This is a genomic window from Mycobacteroides immunogenum (genome assembly GCF_001605725.1).
GTDB classification, from domain to species: Bacteria; Actinomycetota; Actinomycetes; order Mycobacteriales; family Mycobacteriaceae; genus Mycobacterium; species Mycobacterium immunogenum.
In genome coordinates, this window is record NZ_CP011530.1 from 4,342,314 (window position 1) to 4,358,212 (window position 15,899).

Annotated in this window: 15 protein-coding genes; 8 read left to right on the forward strand and 7 right to left on the reverse strand. The window is 65.3% G+C overall.

Going from position 1 to position 15,899, the window contains the following annotated elements:
* The first annotated feature begins 5 nt into the window (after nt 1–5).
* Genes ABG82_RS21475 through ABG82_RS21490 form a run of 4 tightly spaced genes read left to right on the forward strand, consistent with a single transcriptional unit; the run spans nt 6 to nt 3,421 of the window.
* Nucleotides 6–830 carry an LLM class F420-dependent oxidoreductase gene (locus ABG82_RS21475; RefSeq protein WP_043076479.1) on the forward strand — a complete coding sequence of 275 codons (825 nt, stop codon included), beginning with the start codon at nt 6–8 and terminating at the stop codon, nt 828–830.
* 20 nt (nt 831–850) lie between these two features.
* Nucleotides 851–1,846 (forward strand): dTDP-glucose 4,6-dehydratase, encoded by a 996-nt coding sequence (gene rfbB / locus ABG82_RS21480; RefSeq protein ID WP_043076478.1) that lies wholly within the window; start codon nt 851–853, stop codon nt 1,844–1,846.
* Between the two features lie 33 nt (nt 1,847–1,879).
* Nucleotides 1,880–2,497: a dTDP-4-dehydrorhamnose 3,5-epimerase family protein gene (locus tag ABG82_RS21485; protein ID WP_043076477.1), complete on the forward strand. Its 618-nt coding sequence runs from the start codon at nt 1,880–1,882 to the stop codon at nt 2,495–2,497.
* 45 nt (nt 2,498–2,542) lie between these two features.
* On the forward strand, nt 2,543–3,421 hold the full coding sequence (locus tag ABG82_RS21490; protein ID WP_043076476.1) for a DUF4190 domain-containing protein: 879 nt from the start codon (nt 2,543–2,545) through the stop codon (nt 3,419–3,421).
* Here the strand turns inward: ABG82_RS21490 and map are convergent, their stop codons facing one another.
* The 5 genes from map to ABG82_RS21515 all read right to left on the reverse strand — a co-directional run bounded on the left by map (nt 3,422) and on the right by ABG82_RS21515 (nt 8,310).
* Nucleotides 3,422–4,216 (reverse strand): type I methionyl aminopeptidase, encoded by a 795-nt coding sequence (map, locus tag ABG82_RS21495; protein WP_043076475.1) that lies wholly within the window; start codon nt 4,214–4,216, stop codon nt 3,422–3,424. It abuts the gene before it with no gap.
* A 14-nt stretch (nt 4,217–4,230) separates the two neighbouring features.
* Nucleotides 4,231–4,776: an adenylate kinase gene (locus ABG82_RS21500; RefSeq protein ID WP_043076474.1), complete on the reverse strand. Its 546-nt coding sequence runs from the start codon at nt 4,774–4,776 to the stop codon at nt 4,231–4,233.
* Nucleotides 4,773–6,101, reverse strand: coding sequence for a preprotein translocase subunit SecY (gene secY, locus ABG82_RS21505; RefSeq protein WP_043076473.1), 1,329 nt, complete (start codon nt 6,099–6,101; stop codon nt 4,773–4,775). The genes ABG82_RS21500 and secY overlap by 4 nt, the downstream gene beginning before the upstream one ends.
* A gap of 128 nt (nt 6,102–6,229) precedes the next feature.
* The gene (locus ABG82_RS21510; protein WP_043076472.1) at nt 6,230–7,498 is read right to left on the reverse strand and encodes an HAD family hydrolase; all 1,269 of its coding nucleotides are present in this window, start codon (nt 7,496–7,498) and stop codon (nt 6,230–6,232) included.
* Nucleotides 7,495–8,310: a hypothetical protein gene (locus ABG82_RS21515; protein WP_276049621.1), complete on the reverse strand. Its 816-nt coding sequence runs from the start codon at nt 8,308–8,310 to the stop codon at nt 7,495–7,497. Before ABG82_RS21515 ends, ABG82_RS21510 begins: the two co-directional genes overlap by 4 nt.
* A 220-nt stretch (nt 8,311–8,530) precedes the next feature.
* Here ABG82_RS21515 and ABG82_RS21520 point away from each other — a divergent pair, with 220 nt between their 5' ends.
* Nucleotides 8,531–9,448 (forward strand): class I SAM-dependent methyltransferase, encoded by a 918-nt coding sequence (locus tag ABG82_RS21520; RefSeq protein ID WP_043076471.1) that lies wholly within the window; start codon nt 8,531–8,533, stop codon nt 9,446–9,448.
* A gap of 4 nt (nt 9,449–9,452) precedes the next feature.
* On the opposite strand, the gene ABG82_RS21525 is transcribed toward ABG82_RS21520, so the two are convergent.
* On the reverse strand, nt 9,453–10,586 hold the full coding sequence (locus ABG82_RS21525; RefSeq protein ID WP_043076470.1) for an AI-2E family transporter: 1,134 nt from the start codon (nt 10,584–10,586) through the stop codon (nt 9,453–9,455).
* Nucleotides 10,587–10,669: 83 nt separating this feature from the next.
* The gene (sppA, locus tag ABG82_RS21530) at nt 10,670–12,421 is read right to left on the reverse strand and encodes a signal peptide peptidase SppA (protein WP_043076469.1); all 1,752 of its coding nucleotides are present in this window, start codon (nt 12,419–12,421) and stop codon (nt 10,670–10,672) included.
* Nucleotides 12,422–12,525: 104 nt separating this feature from the next.
* On the opposite strand from sppA, the gene ABG82_RS21535 reads away from it, so the two are divergent.
* Genes ABG82_RS21535 through ABG82_RS21545 form a run of 3 tightly spaced genes read left to right on the forward strand, consistent with a single transcriptional unit; the run spans nt 12,526 to nt 15,866 of the window.
* Complete coding sequence (locus ABG82_RS21535) at nt 12,526–14,109, forward strand: hypothetical protein (protein ID WP_043076468.1); 1,584 nt, start codon at nt 12,526–12,528, stop codon at nt 14,107–14,109.
* A gap of 7 nt (nt 14,110–14,116) precedes the next feature.
* Nucleotides 14,117–14,920: a hypothetical protein gene (locus ABG82_RS21540; RefSeq protein ID WP_043076634.1), complete on the forward strand. Its 804-nt coding sequence runs from the start codon at nt 14,117–14,119 to the stop codon at nt 14,918–14,920.
* A 19-nt stretch (nt 14,921–14,939) separates the two neighbouring features.
* Complete coding sequence (locus ABG82_RS21545) at nt 14,940–15,866, forward strand: LLM class flavin-dependent oxidoreductase (RefSeq protein ID WP_043076467.1); 927 nt, start codon at nt 14,940–14,942, stop codon at nt 15,864–15,866.
* Nucleotides 15,867–15,899: the final 33 nt, after the last annotated feature.

Sequence of the window (15,899 nt, forward strand, 5' to 3'; positions counted from 1 at the left end):
GCGGCATGAGCGAATCGAAGCTGAATCGGTATGGAGTGTGGAACGGCGGCCCGGTCACCCCGGATCAGGCCAAGGCCATCGAGGATCTCGGCTATGCCTCGGTGTGGATCGGCGGAGTGTTCACCTCCGATCTCGCGTACGTGGAGCCGCTGCTGGAAGCAACGGAGCACCTGACGGTTGCCAGCGGCATCGTCAACATCTGGACCTCCCCCGTCGATGAGATAGCTGCCGCGTTCCATCGCATCGAGGCGGCCTATCCGGGACGCTTCCTGCTCGGTGTGGGCGCCGGGCATCCCGAGGCCTCCGCCGAGTACCGCAAGCCCTACGACGCCCTCGTCGAGTATCTGGACGAGCTCGACGAGGCAGGCGTTCCCAAGGAGCGTCGCGCGCTGGCCGCACTGGGCCCCAAGGTGCTCAAGCTCGCCGCGGATCGCACCGCCGGTGCGCACCCGTATCTGACGACGCCCGAGCACACCCGGCAGGCCCGCGAGATCATCGGTCCCGACGCACTGCTCGTCCCCGAACACAAGGTGGTGCTCAGCACCGATGCCGAGAGTGCGCGCAAGATCGGCCGGCGCACCGTCGACTTCTATCTGAAGCTCAGCAACTACGTAAACAACTGGAAGAGGCTCGGTTTCAGCGACGAGGACGTTACCTCGCCCGGCAGCGACGCCTTCATCGACGCGGTGGTGGCGCACGGCACCGCCACCGAAATCGCCGCCCGCCTGCACGAGCACCTCGACGCCGGCGCCGACCAGGTGTTGATTCAGGTACTCGGCGACAAGGGCCTGGTCGACACATTGACCTCGTTGGCGGACACCCTTCGGTAGTCGCCCACTAGGGTTAGGGCATGCGAGTCTTGGTGACCGGCGGCGCCGGTTTCATCGGAGCCAACTTCGTACACGCGACCGTCCGTGAGCGCCCCGACGTCTCGGTGACGGTTCTCGACGCGCTGACCTATGCGGGCAGCCGGGAGTCGCTGGCGCCCGTCGCCGGGGCGGTGAAGCTGGTGCAGGGCGATATCTGCGATGCCGACACCGTGGATCGGCTGGTCGCCGAAAGCGATGTGGTGGTGCACTTCGCGGCCGAGACACATAATGACAACTCGCTGGCCGACCCGTCACCGTTCCTGCGCAGCAACATCATTGGTACCTACACGCTGCTGGAGGCGGTGCGCCGTCACGAGGTGCGGCTGCACCACATCTCCACCGACGAGGTGTTCGGCGACCTCGAACTCGATGACCCGAACCGGTTCACCGAGACCACCCCGTACAACCCGTCCAGCCCGTACTCGGCCACCAAGGCCTCGGCCGACTTGCTGGTGCGTGCGTGGATCCGGTCGTTCGGAATTCGTGCCACCATCTCGAACTGCTCCAACAACTACGGCCCGTATCAGCATGTGGAGAAGTTCATTCCCCGCCAGATCACGAACATCCTGACGGGCCGTCGTCCCCGTCTGTACGGAGCCGGCGCCAACGTCCGGGACTGGATTCACGTCGACGACCACAACAGTGCGGTGTGGAGCATCATCGAGGCCGGAACCATCGGGCGTACGTATCTCATTGGCGCAGACGGAGAACGGGACAACCTGTCGGTATTGCGCACCATTCTCGATCTCATGGGCAAGGCGGCGGACGACTTCGACCATGTGACCGACCGCGCCGGCCACGACCTACGCTACGCCATTGATCCCACTCCGCTGCGCGACGAATTGGGATGGAAGCCAACGCATAGCGATTTCACCGGCGGCCTGGCCGCCACCATCGACTGGTATCGACACAACGAAGATTGGTGGCGACCCATCAAGGACGATGTGGAATCCCGATACGCCGCGAGAGGGCAATGATGAGCGTTTACGCGAAGAACAGAGGGCACTGACGTGAAGATCCGCGAACTCGCGGTACCCGGTTCCTTTGAGATCACTCCAGTCCAGCACCACGACAGCCGGGGAGTTTTTCTCGAACTGTTCAAAGGCCCAGCGCTTGCCGAGGCCATCGGGCACCCGTTCGATCTGCAGCAGGCCAATTGCTCGGTCTCGGCCGCGGGCTCGCTACGCGGCATCCACTTCGCCGATGTGCCACCAGGCCAGGCCAAGTACGTGACCTGTCTGACGGGCTCCGTGTACGACGTGGTCGTCGATATCCGCGTCGGCTCACCGACGTTCGGCGCATGGGACGCGGTGCTTCTCGATCCGCAAGACCGTCGCGCCGTCTACGTGCCCGAGGGGGTGGGCCACGGCTTCCTCGCGCTCGAGGATGACTCGACAGTGGTCTACCTTTGCTCGGCCGGATACGCACCGGGCCGCGAACACGGTATCGACCCCCTCGACTCGACGGTCGGGATTCAGTGGCCCACCCGTAGACCCGACGGCACCGAGTTGTCATTGCTGATTTCTGAAAAAGACGGTGCCGCACCGTCATTGCTGGACGCCAGGGATTCGGGCCTGCTTCCCGCCGCCGGCGAGGTGCAGGAGTACTTGGCTGGTCTCGCCGACTGATGAACGAACACACGAACGCCAACCCGTGATTGCTAAAGTCCCTACATGACGCAACCGCCTGCCGGGCCCCCGCCGCCGGATCCCGGGCAACCGGAGTTTCCGCCGTACCCGACGCCGGGCGGCACCGGGTACCCACCGGTCGAGCCGCCCCCGGCGGGCGGCTATCCGCCCATCCCGCCGGCCGGTCCCGTCGGCGGCGAACCGTATCCGCCCTATCCGCAGGCCAACCCGATGGGCTACCCGGCACCACCGGGATATCCCCCGCCGGCATCGCCGTACGGGTATCCAGCGCCCGGCGCCTATCCCCCGGTGGAAAGCGCGCGAGGCACCAACGGATTCGCGATAGCGTCGCTGATTCTGGGCATTCTGCCGATCTGCGCCGGCATCTTCGGTGTCATCTTCGGGTTCATCAGCCTGAGCCAGATCAAACGAACCGGCCAGAACGGCCGCGGTTTGGCGATCGCGGGCATCGTGCTCGGGTTCATCTGGATGATCGTCATCGCGATCATCGTCGCGGTGGGCGCCGGCCAGTCCGCCAAACGCGACGAGTCGGGCCATGTGTCCCAATCCGGCGATATGGACGTCACCAAGTTGCGGGTGGGTGACTGCATCGCCGATCTCGGCGAGAAGAGCTACTACACCACTACCAAGGCCATTCCGTGCGCACAGTCGCACAAGGCCGAGGTCTATGCGGTGGTACCGCTCTCGGGTAGCTCGCTGCCGTCACAAACGGTGCTGGACGAGAAGGGCAACGAGGAATGCGGCGCCGAGCTTGAGAGCTACGCACCGAGCGCATTCGACGACGACAGCGTGCAGATCACGTACCTGTATCCGACGAAACGTTCGTGGGCTCAAGGCGATCACGCGATCGCATGCGTGGCCACCTTCACCACCGCGCGCACGGCCTCGATCAAGGGCAAGTAACTAGGGACGCAGGGTGAGGATGCGGGGGCCGTCCTCGGTGACGGCCACCGTGTGCTCCCAGTGCGCGGCCCGGGATCCGTCCGTGGTGACTACGGTCCAATCGTCGGCAAGCACCCGGGTCTGGGTGGTGCCGAGGGTGAGCATCGGTTCGATGGCGAGCACCGACCCCACCGCCAGCAGCGGGCCCTTGCCGGGCGCACCCTCGTTGGGCAGGAACGGGTCCAGATGCATCGAGCGGCCGATACCGTGGCCGCCGTAGCCGTCCACGATTCCGAATGCCCGGTCGAACTGCTTTTCGGCGGCGCGGGTGCCCAGCTCGATGGCGTGCGACACGTCGGTGAGCCGGTTGCCCGGGACCATCGCCGCGATACCGGCTTCCATGGACAGACGAGTCGCCTCCGACAGCGCCTCGTCAATGGGGATCACGGTGCCCACCGCGAACGTCCACGCGGAATCTCCGTGCCAACCGTCCAGGATCGCGCCGCAATCGATGGAGACAAGATCACCATCGGCCAGAACCGCTGTTGCCGAAGGTATTCCGTGAACCACCTGATCGTTGACCGAAGAACAGATGGAGGCCGGGAAGCCGTGGTAGCCCAGGAACGACGGCACCGCGCCCGCATCACGGATCACAGCCTCGGCAACCTGATCCAAATCCAGCGTCGATACACCGGCCTTGGCGGCATCGCGCACCGCGACCAGCGCGGCACCCACGATGGAACCCGCGGCGGCCATGGCTTCGAGCTCACCGGGGGTGCGCTGCTCCACCGTCTTCTTGCGGCCGAAGAGACCCACTAACGACTCGCCTGCTACCGGCCCAGGGCCTGCGACGTGCGCGCGAACACCTCGTCCACGGTGCCCACGGCATCGATGGTCTGCAGCACGTCCCGGTAGTACTCGAGCAGCGGGGCGGTCTCGTCGCGGTAGACGTTGAGCCGGTTACGGATGATGTCCTCGGTGTCATCGGCGCGGCCGCGACCCAAGAGCCGCTGCACCAGCTCCTCTACCGGCACCCGGAACTCCAGCACGGCATCGATCTTGACGCCACGAGCCTCTTCCATGGCGGCCAGCGCGTCGGCCTGGTCCACCGTGCGCGGGAAGCCGTCGAGGATGAATCCGGCCGCCGCGTCCGCCTCATCGAGGCGCGCCTCGACCATCTTGTTGGTGACCTCGCTGGGCACCAGGTCGCCGGCGTCCAGGTACTGCTTGGCCTGCACGCCCAGCTCGGTGCCCTCGCTGATGTTCGAGCGGAACAGGTCACCGGTGGAGATCTGCGGAATGCCGAACTTCTCCGAAATCAGTTGTGCCTGCGTACCTTTGCCTGCCCCGGGCGGGCCGAGTAACACCACTCTCACTTCAGGAACCCTTCGTAGTTACGCTGCATCAACTGGCTTTCAATCTGCTTAACGGTATCCAGACCCACGCCGATCATGATGAGTACCGCAGTGCCACCGAACGGCAGGTTCTGCGCACCCCCGGAGTTGCCGATCTGCAGGAACAGGTTCGGCAGGATGGCGATGATGCCCAGGTAGATCGAGCCCGGCCACGTGATGCGGTTCAGCACGTAGCGCAGGTAGTCGGCGGTGGCGCGTCCGGGACGGATACCGGGAATGAAGCCACCGAACTTGTTCATCTCGTCGGCGCGCTCATCGGGGTTGAAGGTGATCGACACATAGAAGAACGTGAAGAACACGATGAGCGTGAAGTAGATGGCGATGTACCAGTAGTTGCTGGGGTCGGTCAGGTAGGTGCTGACGAATCGATCCCACCAGCCCGTCTTGTCCTTACCGCCGCTGCGCACCAGCTGGGTGATCAGGCCCGGGATGTACAGCAGGGACGAGGCGAAGATGACCGGGATAACACCGGCCTGGTTGACCTTCAGCGGCAGGTAGGTAGACGTACCGCCGTACATCCTCCGGCCCACCATGCGCTTGGCGTACTGGACGGGGATACGCCGCTGGCCCTGCTCCACGAACACCACACCGACGACGATCAGTAGCGCGGCCACACAGACCGCGGCGAAGGTGACGCCGCCACGGCTGTCCAGGATGGTCTTGCCCTCGGCTGGGATGCGGGCGGCGATACCGGCGAAGATCAGCAGCGACATGCCGTTTCCGATGCCGCGCTCGGTCACCATCTCACCGAGCCACATCACCAGGGTGGATCCGGCGGTCATCACCAGGACCATCACCGACAGGGCGAAGATCGACTGGTCGGCCACGATCTCGTCCTTGCGGTCGCAGCCCTGCAGCAGGTTTCCGCTGGCGCCCAGGGCGACGATCGAGGTCGACTGCAGCAGTGCCAGCGCCACCGACAGGTAGCGCGTGTACTGCGTCATTTTCGCCTGGCCCGACTGGCCTTCCTTACGCAGCTGCTCGAACCGTGGGATGACCACAGTGAGCAGCTGAACGATGATGCTGGCGGTGATATACGGCATCACGCCGACCGCGAACACCGACAGCTGCAGCAACGCGCCACCGGAGAACAGGTTGATCAGGGAGTAGATCTGTGCGGAATCACCGCTGCTGACCTGCTCGACGCAGTACTTCACGTTGGCGTAGTTCACACCGGGAGACGGCAGGGTGGCACCGACTCGATACAGGACCACAATCCCGATCGTGAAGAGGATCTTCCGCCTCAGGTCAGCTGTCCTGAGAGCAGAGACAAAAGCGGAAAGCACACATCCTCCTGGCGGACATCTAGGCAGCTCAAGATCTGCTAGATGAATCAGCTGGTGATCCCAGCGCTGGGTAACCGTTTCGGCGGCCGTCAGGGCACGCCCGGGCCGCGTACGAGACTAACAGTTCGCTACATACCCGTGGAAAAGACGGTGTCCTTCTGGTCGGGGACGACGGTACCGTCGGAACGTAGCAGCGGCCCGCTGCTGCCATCGGGGTTGGTCCGGCCGTCGGCCGCACAAGGGTATGGATCCAGTTGTTGCGGGTCCGGGTCGATGAACATCGGGTTGATCAGCCATTTGCCGTCGGCATTGTCGTAGGCCCGGCACATGAGTTCGGTCTTGTTGCGGTTGATGGCGAGGTGCGCCACGGTGGCATCGTCGACGAAGGTTACGTCGGTGGTCGAGTCCCCTGCGGCGAGAATCTGCCGTTTGTTCACGTCGTACGGTTCGAACGCGGCGGGCCCTTGCACCCCGAAGACCACCTGATTGGCCCAGCATCGTTTGCCGTCGACATAGGTGATGACGGTGTCGGCGCCGTCGGGCTGTCCGCCGCAGCCCCGCACGTGCGGGGTCTGCCTTCCGCTGGCGTCGTAGACGCTGCGCACGCCGATGACCTGAGCGGGCGGGATCCCGATTTCCGGTGACCACACCTTGGCGATGACCTCCGAGGAGGCCGAGATGACCCAGGTGCTCACGCCGTGGGCCTGCAGGGTGCCGATCAGATCCTTGATCTGGGGGTAGATCCGCACATAGCCGGGCACCGTGGTGCTGCCGATCGTCTGGACGGCGCCGACGGGTGCGGCGAGGTTCTCACGCTTGGCGGCCCGCGCGAATTCGGCGACCTCATCGGCGGTGTAGCCGGTGGTCAGCGCGACGGTCCACACATAGGCGCCATTGCTCCAGCGCTGGTTGTATCCGGTGAACGCTTCCTGCTCGTCGTGCGTCTTGCCCTCACGGATGGCCAGGATCTCGTCGGCGCACGCGGCGTTGGTCGAGGTGGGCAGCGGCTGCCCGGCGGGCGTGGCGGCGCCACATGCCGTACGCAATGCCGTCGCGGCGGCCTCGGTGATGTGCCGGCTGGTGGCGTGCCAGTCGGCGGGCTGACGAATCTTGTCCTGCCGCAGCATCCACGCCAGGGTGGCATCGGAGATGTCGTTCTTGACTTCGGTGTTGTCCCAGTCGAACAGTGCCACCGCCCGGGTGGACCGCTTCCAGGAACCGGTGCAGGTGCTGTTTTGGTCGATGGCGGCCTGCAGTCGCTCGCGAACATCGCCGTACCAGGGCAGTGCGGGGTCCAGCTGACGGCATTGCGGCGCCGCCGACGCGGCACCGGCGTTCCAGGCCACCGGTACCAGCGCCAGAGAAAGTACGATGACAAGCCAGCCCGTTGCCTTCACCGCCCGAAAGTACCACCGCGCGTCCGTGATTCGGGACCCATCAGCGACCCTTGGGCGCCGGCTTCAATCTGTTGGCCGCGGATCTGCCCGGCTCGTGCCCAAATGGCTTCCCGCAGTTGCTGACTGTCGGACGGGTGAGCCGTGCCGAGAATCTCGGCGCGCGCCTGCCGGGCAATGCCTACGTCGCGGTGATAGTTCCGGAAAATCTGGATCTCGCCTTCCCTGTCGGCAAGATATTCGTAGTCGGTGTGCCAGGGCTCGACGATTCGCATCAGTTCGGCGTAGACGGCCCACTGCCGCAGCGTCTGGGGACCGCCCGCCAAGACCAACAGCCCACCGACGCGTTCGACAGCCTCCCAGCCGGTGGGTGCCGGGATGAATGGGTATTCGCGTTGGCCATAAGGCGTTTCCCGCCACTGGTGAAATTCGGCGGTGCGGGTGTCCAGGCCGTGGGTGTGCCAGCGCACGGTCCCGTCGGGTTTGGTCCAGGACAGCCGGCGCAACGCCCGGGCGGCTTGCCGGGTGAGGACCGACAGGTGCGAGGGCAGCAGCACGATCGGGTCCGCGGGTTCGGCGTCGAACGGATTGGGGTCCAAATGACGGCCGTCGATCAGCACCAGAGTGCCTTCGTGCCGCTGGTACGCCAGACCCCACAGCAGCCGCGCGAGCGTTTTCGCGCCGGCTTCATCGGAGATGACGTGCCAGGTTTCATGAAACCGGTTGGTGGAGAAGCGCACATCAGCATCGGCTCGTAGCGTGATGACGGTGTACGGCCTTGCGTCGAGCATGACAGCGTGCCGGTGCAGCTTCATCAGACTGCCTGCGGTTGCGGCCGTACGTGGCCGCGCAGCTGCCTCGGCCACATTCACCTCCTGATATCTCGGCCACCCACTGTGCCGGAAAAGCAAACACCTCGATCCAGGTCGCGCGCAACCGAATTTGCGCAGGCCACGGGCACAAGGGTGCGCAATCGTGAACGGCGGCGCACTATGGTCGGGGCACTGGTGACCCGCTACAACTAAGGAGCCTGGAATGGCGCGGACCGATGACGACAGCTGGGATCTGGCCTCAAGCGTCGGGGCTACGGCGACGATGGTGGCCGCGCAGCGCGCACTGGCCAGCCACGTGCCCAATCCCCTGATCAATGATCCGTACGCGGAGCCGCTGGTGCGGGCCGTCGGCATCGAGTACTTCACCAAGTTGGCCTCGGGCGATTTCGACCCCGAGCAGATGGCGGGCTTGGTGCAGCTGGGCATCACCGCGGACGGCATGGCCAACGGAATGGCAAGCCGCACCTGGTACTACGACACCGCGTTCGAGTCGTCCACGGCCGCCGGTGTACGCCAAGTGGTCATTCTCGCCTCGGGCCTGGACACCCGCGCCTACCGCCTCACGTGGCCGGCGGGCACCACGGTGTACGAGATCGACCAGCCCGAGGTGATCGCCTTCAAGACCGACACCCTGGCCGAACTGGGGGCCGCGCCGAGCGCTGAGCGCCGCACCGTCGCGATCGACCTGCGCGAGGATTGGCCTGCCGCGTTAAAGGCGGCCGGTTTCGACCCCGGTCAGCCGACAGTCTGGTCCGCGGAGGGACTGCTCATCTACCTGCCGCCAGAGGCGCAGGACCGGCTGTTCGCGTCGATCACCGAGCTGAGCGCGCCCGGCAGCCGCATCGTGTGCGAGCAGGTTCCCGGGTTGGAGACTGCCGACTTTTCCAAGGCGCGCGAGCTCACCCGGCAATTCGCGGGAGACACATTGGATTTGGATATGGAGTCGCTTGTCTACGCCGAAGAACGCCAGATGGCCGCGGACTGGCTGGCCGAAAATGGCTGGACGGTGATCACCGAGGAGAACGACGCGCTGTACGCCCGGCTCGATCTTGAGCCGCCAAACCCATTGTTGCGGACCATATTCCCCAACATCGTGTACGTCGACGCCATCTTGAACTAGCCGGTCACGCCCGGGCGCGCAACCGCCTCCACCAAGGCCGTCCGGGCGCTTCGGTTACCTCAGGGTCCCCGACTTCCAGCGGAATCCCTTTGTAGACGGCCAGGTACATGTCGATCGTGGTGACAATGACGATCATCAGCACCGGACCCAACATGATTCCCCAGAAACCGAAGGCCGCGATTCCGGAGAAAACAGCAAGCAGCATCAGCGCTGGGTCCAGGCGTGCGCCCCGGGGTACAAGGAAGGGGCGCAACACGTTATCAATATTGGACACCACCAGCAGGTGCCAGGCGATGACGAACAGTCCGCCGACCGGGTGACCGAAGAGAATCATGCCGATACCGAACGGGATCGTCACGATACCGCCGCCGAGCGGGATGATCGACAAGGCGGTCAGCAGTATCGCGAAGAAGAAGAAACCCTGCCGGAACCCGGCAACGTAGACGGACGCCGCACCCGCGACGCCCTGTGCCATCGCGATCACGAACTGCCCCTTGACCGTTCCGCGCACCATCGCGCCGATCTTGTCCAGATACAGGTCGGTGATCTCCTCACCCAGTGGGTTGAGCTGGCGCAAGAGGGCGAGCACTTTGTCTTGCTTGACCAGAAGAGAGACAAAGACATACAGGAAGATGATGCACGCGGCCACCGCCGCCGCGACACTGCCCACAGTGCTCTGCAGCACCTGCAGCAGCCCATGTCCCACGTTCTCTGTCAACGAGGCGATCGAATGCCGCAACGTATCCGGCGTCAGCTGCACGTGCACGAACGGGATCCGCGCCAACACCCCGTTGACCAGCGCGAACGCCTTCTGCCCGAGGGCGGTCATATCGGTGTCGCCCACCCAGGTCGAGACACTGTCGACCATGCGGGTGATCTGAAGGGTCGCGACATATACCAGCGCGCCGATCGGAATCACCACCAGAGCCAGCGCACACAGCAGGGTTAGCGTGGCGGAGACACCCGCTCCGAACTGTCGGCCCAGCCGCCGGTACAGCGGGCTGAACAGGTACGCGGCCACCGCGGCGACCACAATCAGCATCAGGTAGCCGCGCAGGAAGTAGATACCGAAGGCAATGCCCACAGCTGTCAGGACTGCGAGCACCCGCCGCTGAAACACGGTCAGTTCGGTGTTCACACCACTCCCCTTCCGCCGCCTGCACACGACACGTTAGCCGCTGCGGGGGCCGGTTCCGGCGAAACGCGCTCGCCCGGGGGTGGCTAGAAGCGGTAGTCGCCCAACATCATCGCCTGAGCGCTACCGATCGACCGCTGTGCCCGCTGCAACGTCTCCACGGCCAACTGCGCCACCCGGCCCAGCACCGCGTCGGTGACTGCCGCCGCGGCGGGCTGCGACGACGACCGCTGCCGCAGCAGCGATGCCAGCTGCGAGCTGGGGAAGTTGGCGATCCGGACATCGTCGTCAGCGCCGATACCCGCGAGCTCCTTTGCCTTGGCCACCGCCTCCCGGAAGCCGCCGAGCTCATCGACCAGGCCGTGCTCCAAAGCGTCCTTGCCAGACCAGATCCGCCCCTGGGCAACCGCTTTCACCGCGTCGACGGTGAGATTACGGCCGTCCGCCACCCGCTGTACGAAGTCCTCGTAGTGCATGTCGATCTCGGCCTCGACGAGATCGCGTTGTTCGTCGGTGAACGGTTCGTTACTGGACCACGCGTCGGCATTGGCGTTGGTGCGCAAGGTGTCCGACCCGACGCCGATCTTCTCCTTGAGCCCCTTGGTGATGAACTTTCCGGTCAACACGCCGATCGACCCGGTGACGGTGCCCGGATTGGCGAAGATGGCATCGGCGGACATGGCCACGTAGTAGCCACCGGAGCCCGCCACCGAACCCATGGACACCACGACCGGCTTGCCCGCCTCGCGCGCCCGAATCACTTCTCGCCAAATGGTTTCCGATCCGTTCACCGAACCTCCCGGACTGTCCACCCGCAACACGATCGCAGCCACCGAGTCGTCGGCGACGGCGTCGCGCAGCGCCTCGGCGATCACGTCACCCCCACTGGCCGGTCCCGGCGGAACCAGGCGCGGTCCGCTGCGCCCGCTCACAATCGCACCCGCCAGCGTGACCACGCCGATGGCCTGCCGCGATGCGCGCCCCGGCAGCGAGGGCAGACCGGGCACCTGTGACTTGCCGGCACGCGCGTAACGCGCGAAGTACAGCAGTGGAGGCTCTTTGTCTGCCGGCACGCCGGTGAGCTCCCCGATACGCGCATATGCCTCGTCGCGGTAACCGATGCGATCCACCAGCCCACCGGCCACCGCGTCGGTCCGGCGCAGCGGCGCGCGATCCGCCAGGGCGCCCACCTCGGCGGGATCAAGCTTGCGCGATGCCGCTACCGCGTCACGAACTTGTTCTGACAGACTCTCCAGTAATCGCCCGTCGGCTTCCCGCTGCGCGTCGGTGTAGCCGTCTTCGGTGAAAAGGTTTGCCGCCGACTTGTATTGGCCGCGGGTGAGGAACTGTGCTTCCACCCCGGCTTTGTCGAGTGCACCGCGCAGGAAGGTCCCCTTCGCCGCGAACCCGATGAGCCCGACCGATCCGGAGGGCTGCATCCAGACCTCACCGAATGCCGAGGCCAGGTAGTAGGCAAGTGTGCTGGGATAGGTCTCCGACCACGCCAGACTCGGCTTGACGGCGCTGAATGCCTCGATGGCGGCCCGCAGTTCCTGTACCGCTCCGGCCGACGCCGGCGGGATCTGCACCCGGGCGATGAGACCGGCCACCCGTGGATCGTCGATGGCCCGGTGAATGGCGGTGATGGTGTGCCGCAGCGACAGCGGCCTGCTGCCGCCCGACAGCACCAGACCCAGTGGATCGATGTTGACCGATTCCGGCGGGACTTCAAGCAGGTCGAGCTCCAGAATGCAGTCCTTCGGCACTCCCCGGTGACGCGCGGTGTCGACCTTGGCAAGCAGGTCGTGGACGTCCGTGGGCGTGGTGAAAGCGAACATGTCTTGAGCGTACCGACGAATGCGGTGATCCTGCCGACCACAAATCCGTGCTCCGGCACCACCCGGCGCGTAGGGTCGGGGCATTCGCTGGCGGAGGGGCAACGATGACACGTGCACACAAGACGACGATCCGGAGAGCGGCCCACCTGGCCGCACTGCTCGCGGTGGCCGTGGCACCCGGTGTATCGGGATGTCTGGACACATCCGGTTCGCGCGAGCTGACCCCATCGCAATCGACGTCGGCGGCGGCGTCCGCGCCGACTCGTAGCTACTCCGGGCTGCCCGGCGAGTATCGCGGCAAATTCCATCCCAACCACACGGATCTGGGTGGGCGAAACAACGCTGAACTCGCGAGCCTGCTGCCGGTGGCGGCCGACTTCCCCGGCCCGGGAACGACTCGCGCACCCAATATCGCCTCCGAAGACGGTTCCGGCCTCGGCATGCATGGCCAAACCGATGGCGAGACACGTCCGCCGGAATGCCTGTACGCCCCTTTCGCCAAATCGTTTTCGAGAACACCCGATGGTTCCGACTGGAACCTGTACTACGTGGCCTCGACGTATCACGAGTCCGACCCCGCCGGTAACCACGTCATCGTCACGGTGAACCGTGAGCGCGAGAACGCCGACGTGTTCGCGTTGACCACCGACTGGATCAAGAAGTGCGGCCAGTACGACAAGGCATTTCCGACCTTCGCGAAACCGGAGGTGCGCAACCGGCACATCACCGATACCTTTGCCGCCGGCCCAGTCGTCGACGGCGTGCCGACCTACGTGTACACCAGCGCCACCACCGACCTCGATGACGCCTCCGCGGACAAACAGCCCTCGGGAGTTCGCGGGCAGCGCATTGTGCTGGCCCGGGTGCGCTCTGTCGTGTTCGAGGTGGCCGGCACCGATCAAGCGGACGCCGGCCTGCTGGACCAGCTGATGGCCACCACCATCGCCAATGCCAAACATGCGCCGCCCCCGCCGGACCAGAACGCGGCACGCCTGGCCGGGCTGCCCACCTGCGACACCGCTGCGCCCCCAGCCGGCAACGCGCAACCGGATCCGGCGCTGGACTGCACGATTCGCACCTCGGACGGCAGCGGCGTGGTCTTCGAGGTACTCGGCACACCGGCCGGGACCATCCGTGTTTTCAATGGCAGTGGCGCTCAGCTGCAGTCGATTCGCGTGCCCGACCCGATCTTCGGGCAGCGCCTCCCCTTCGTGCACGATCTGGACCAAGACAAGCGGGAGGAGTTGCTGATCGTGAGGGCGACCGGCGACCCCGCGGGCGACGTGATGGATGTGTGGCGCTCGCGGCCCAACTCCGATCAATTCGAGATGACCGGAACGATTTTCGGCGTCCCTCGATTCTGGATGACCTCCGATCGATTCATCGGGCTGTTCGCACGCAACGGCAACGACGCCGGGGTGGCAGCACTTTTTCGGTTCGTGGACAACAAGCTGGCGGTGCTGGCACTGCTGGACACCGAAAGACGGGTCGACAACAAACCTCTCGATCCAAAATGGCGTCTTAACGCCAACGTCAAGTGTGCGATGAATCTGTCCGACGATCCGCCGGGCGCGCTAGGAGCGCGTATGGACGCGTTGCGCGCGGCGGGCGTCGACCCGGCCACCGCCGAGGAACACTTCTGCCTGCAACCGTGGGTGGCCGGCTTGTACCGGCAAGGCAACCGGTGATGTGCCGATGAAAAAGCGCCACACCGCTGTACTTTTCGCGGTTGGTCTGGCTATCACCGCCTGTACGCACGGCGGTATTCACCGAGCCGCCACCTCCACCAGCCCGGCACCCAGCCGGCTGGACTCGTTGCCGTCCTGCTTCTCGATCAAGCCGCAGGCCACCGAGCCCGACCCGGACCCAAAGCTGGACTGTGTACTGCGGTCCAATGATTCGGCGAAACTGACCTTCGAGGCGCTGGGCACACCACCCATCACCATCAAGGTGTACGAGCCCACGGGCACGCTGAGTCAAACCTTTACCGTCCCGGTCAACAAGCCGGAGCGGACTCCGCCCCTGATCGCCGACCTCGATCGGGACGGTCGTGACGAACTGATCGTCGTCAGTGACGTCGGATCGGGCGGTGACACACTCGATATCTGGCGAGCGCACAAGGATTCGGGCAAGTTCACCCCGGCCGGCCAGATGTTCGGGTACCCCGACTTCCGGATCACCGATGAGCGCTTCACCGCGTTGTACGCCGGTACCGGCGCCGGATCAGGCCGGGTATCCATCTACCGATTCGTCAACGACAAGGTGGTGGAGGTCGGTTCGCTCTTCGTGCAGGCCGCGGACTGGCCCGATCCACCCGATCCCGCCCGCACCTGGTACACAAACGGGAACACGCTGTGCTCTTTCAACAATGACGACAATCCGCCGGGGCGCGCGGCCGCCCGTAATCAGGCGCTGACCGACGCAGGCATCGATCCCGCGACCGCGCAGGACCGATTCTGCAAGCAGTCCTGGGTCGCCGACGTCTACCGGAAACGCTAGCCGCCCGTACCGTGGTGGCATGCGGTTCTCGATCTCCATCCCCCAGTTCGACACCGGCAGCTTCGACGCGGAGGGCATCCGCGCATATCTGATACGCGCCGAGGAGCTTGGCTTCACCGGTGGCTGGACGCTGGAACAGACCATCGGCTCTGCGCCGATCATCGCGCCGCTGGAGCTACTTGCCTACGCGGCGGCGTGCACCACCCGCCTGCGCCTGGGAGTCGCGGTACTTGTTGCCTCCCAACATGATCCGCTGCAGTTGGCGTCCGCCGTCACCGCCGTCGATCGCCTCAGCCACGGCCGTTTGGACATCGGTGTGGCCCCGGGCGGCGGATTCCGTAATTTCGCGGCGTTCGGTGTGGATAAGCAGACCTTCATCGCGAGCTTCACCGAGGGGCTCGAGCTGATGAAGCTCGCCTGGTCGGACAACCAGCGCATCACCTTTCACGGGCGTTTCCGCGACGTGGACGACCTGGCGATCCAGCCCAAACCCGTACAGCGCCCGCATCCGCCCATCTGGTTCGGCGGGCACGCACCGGCCGCGCTGGCCCGCGCGGTACGCCACGGCGACGCGTTCCTGGGCGCCGGATCCTCCACGACAGCGGCCTTCGCAGAAGAAGTCACGATCATTCGCCGCGAGTTGGGAATCCAGGGCAAGGACGCGGCCGGATTCACCGTCGGCAAGCGCGTGTATCTGATGATCGACGATGACCGCGACCGTGGCCGGGCGCGCGTTCAAGCGGGGCTGCGCCGGATCTACGGCGAGATGAAGGGCATCGACGCGGTACCGGTCTGGGGTCCGCCGGGCGAGGTGGCGGCGGGCCTGCGCGCGGTGGCCGACGCCGGCGCGCAGATGATCCTGCTCAACCCCGTCGGCGAGAATATCGCCGAGGACCGCGAACAGATGGAACGCCTCGCCGCCGAGGTCATCCCGCAACTGAGCTGACGCCGAGAGTGAAGATACGGCGGGAAAAAGCCC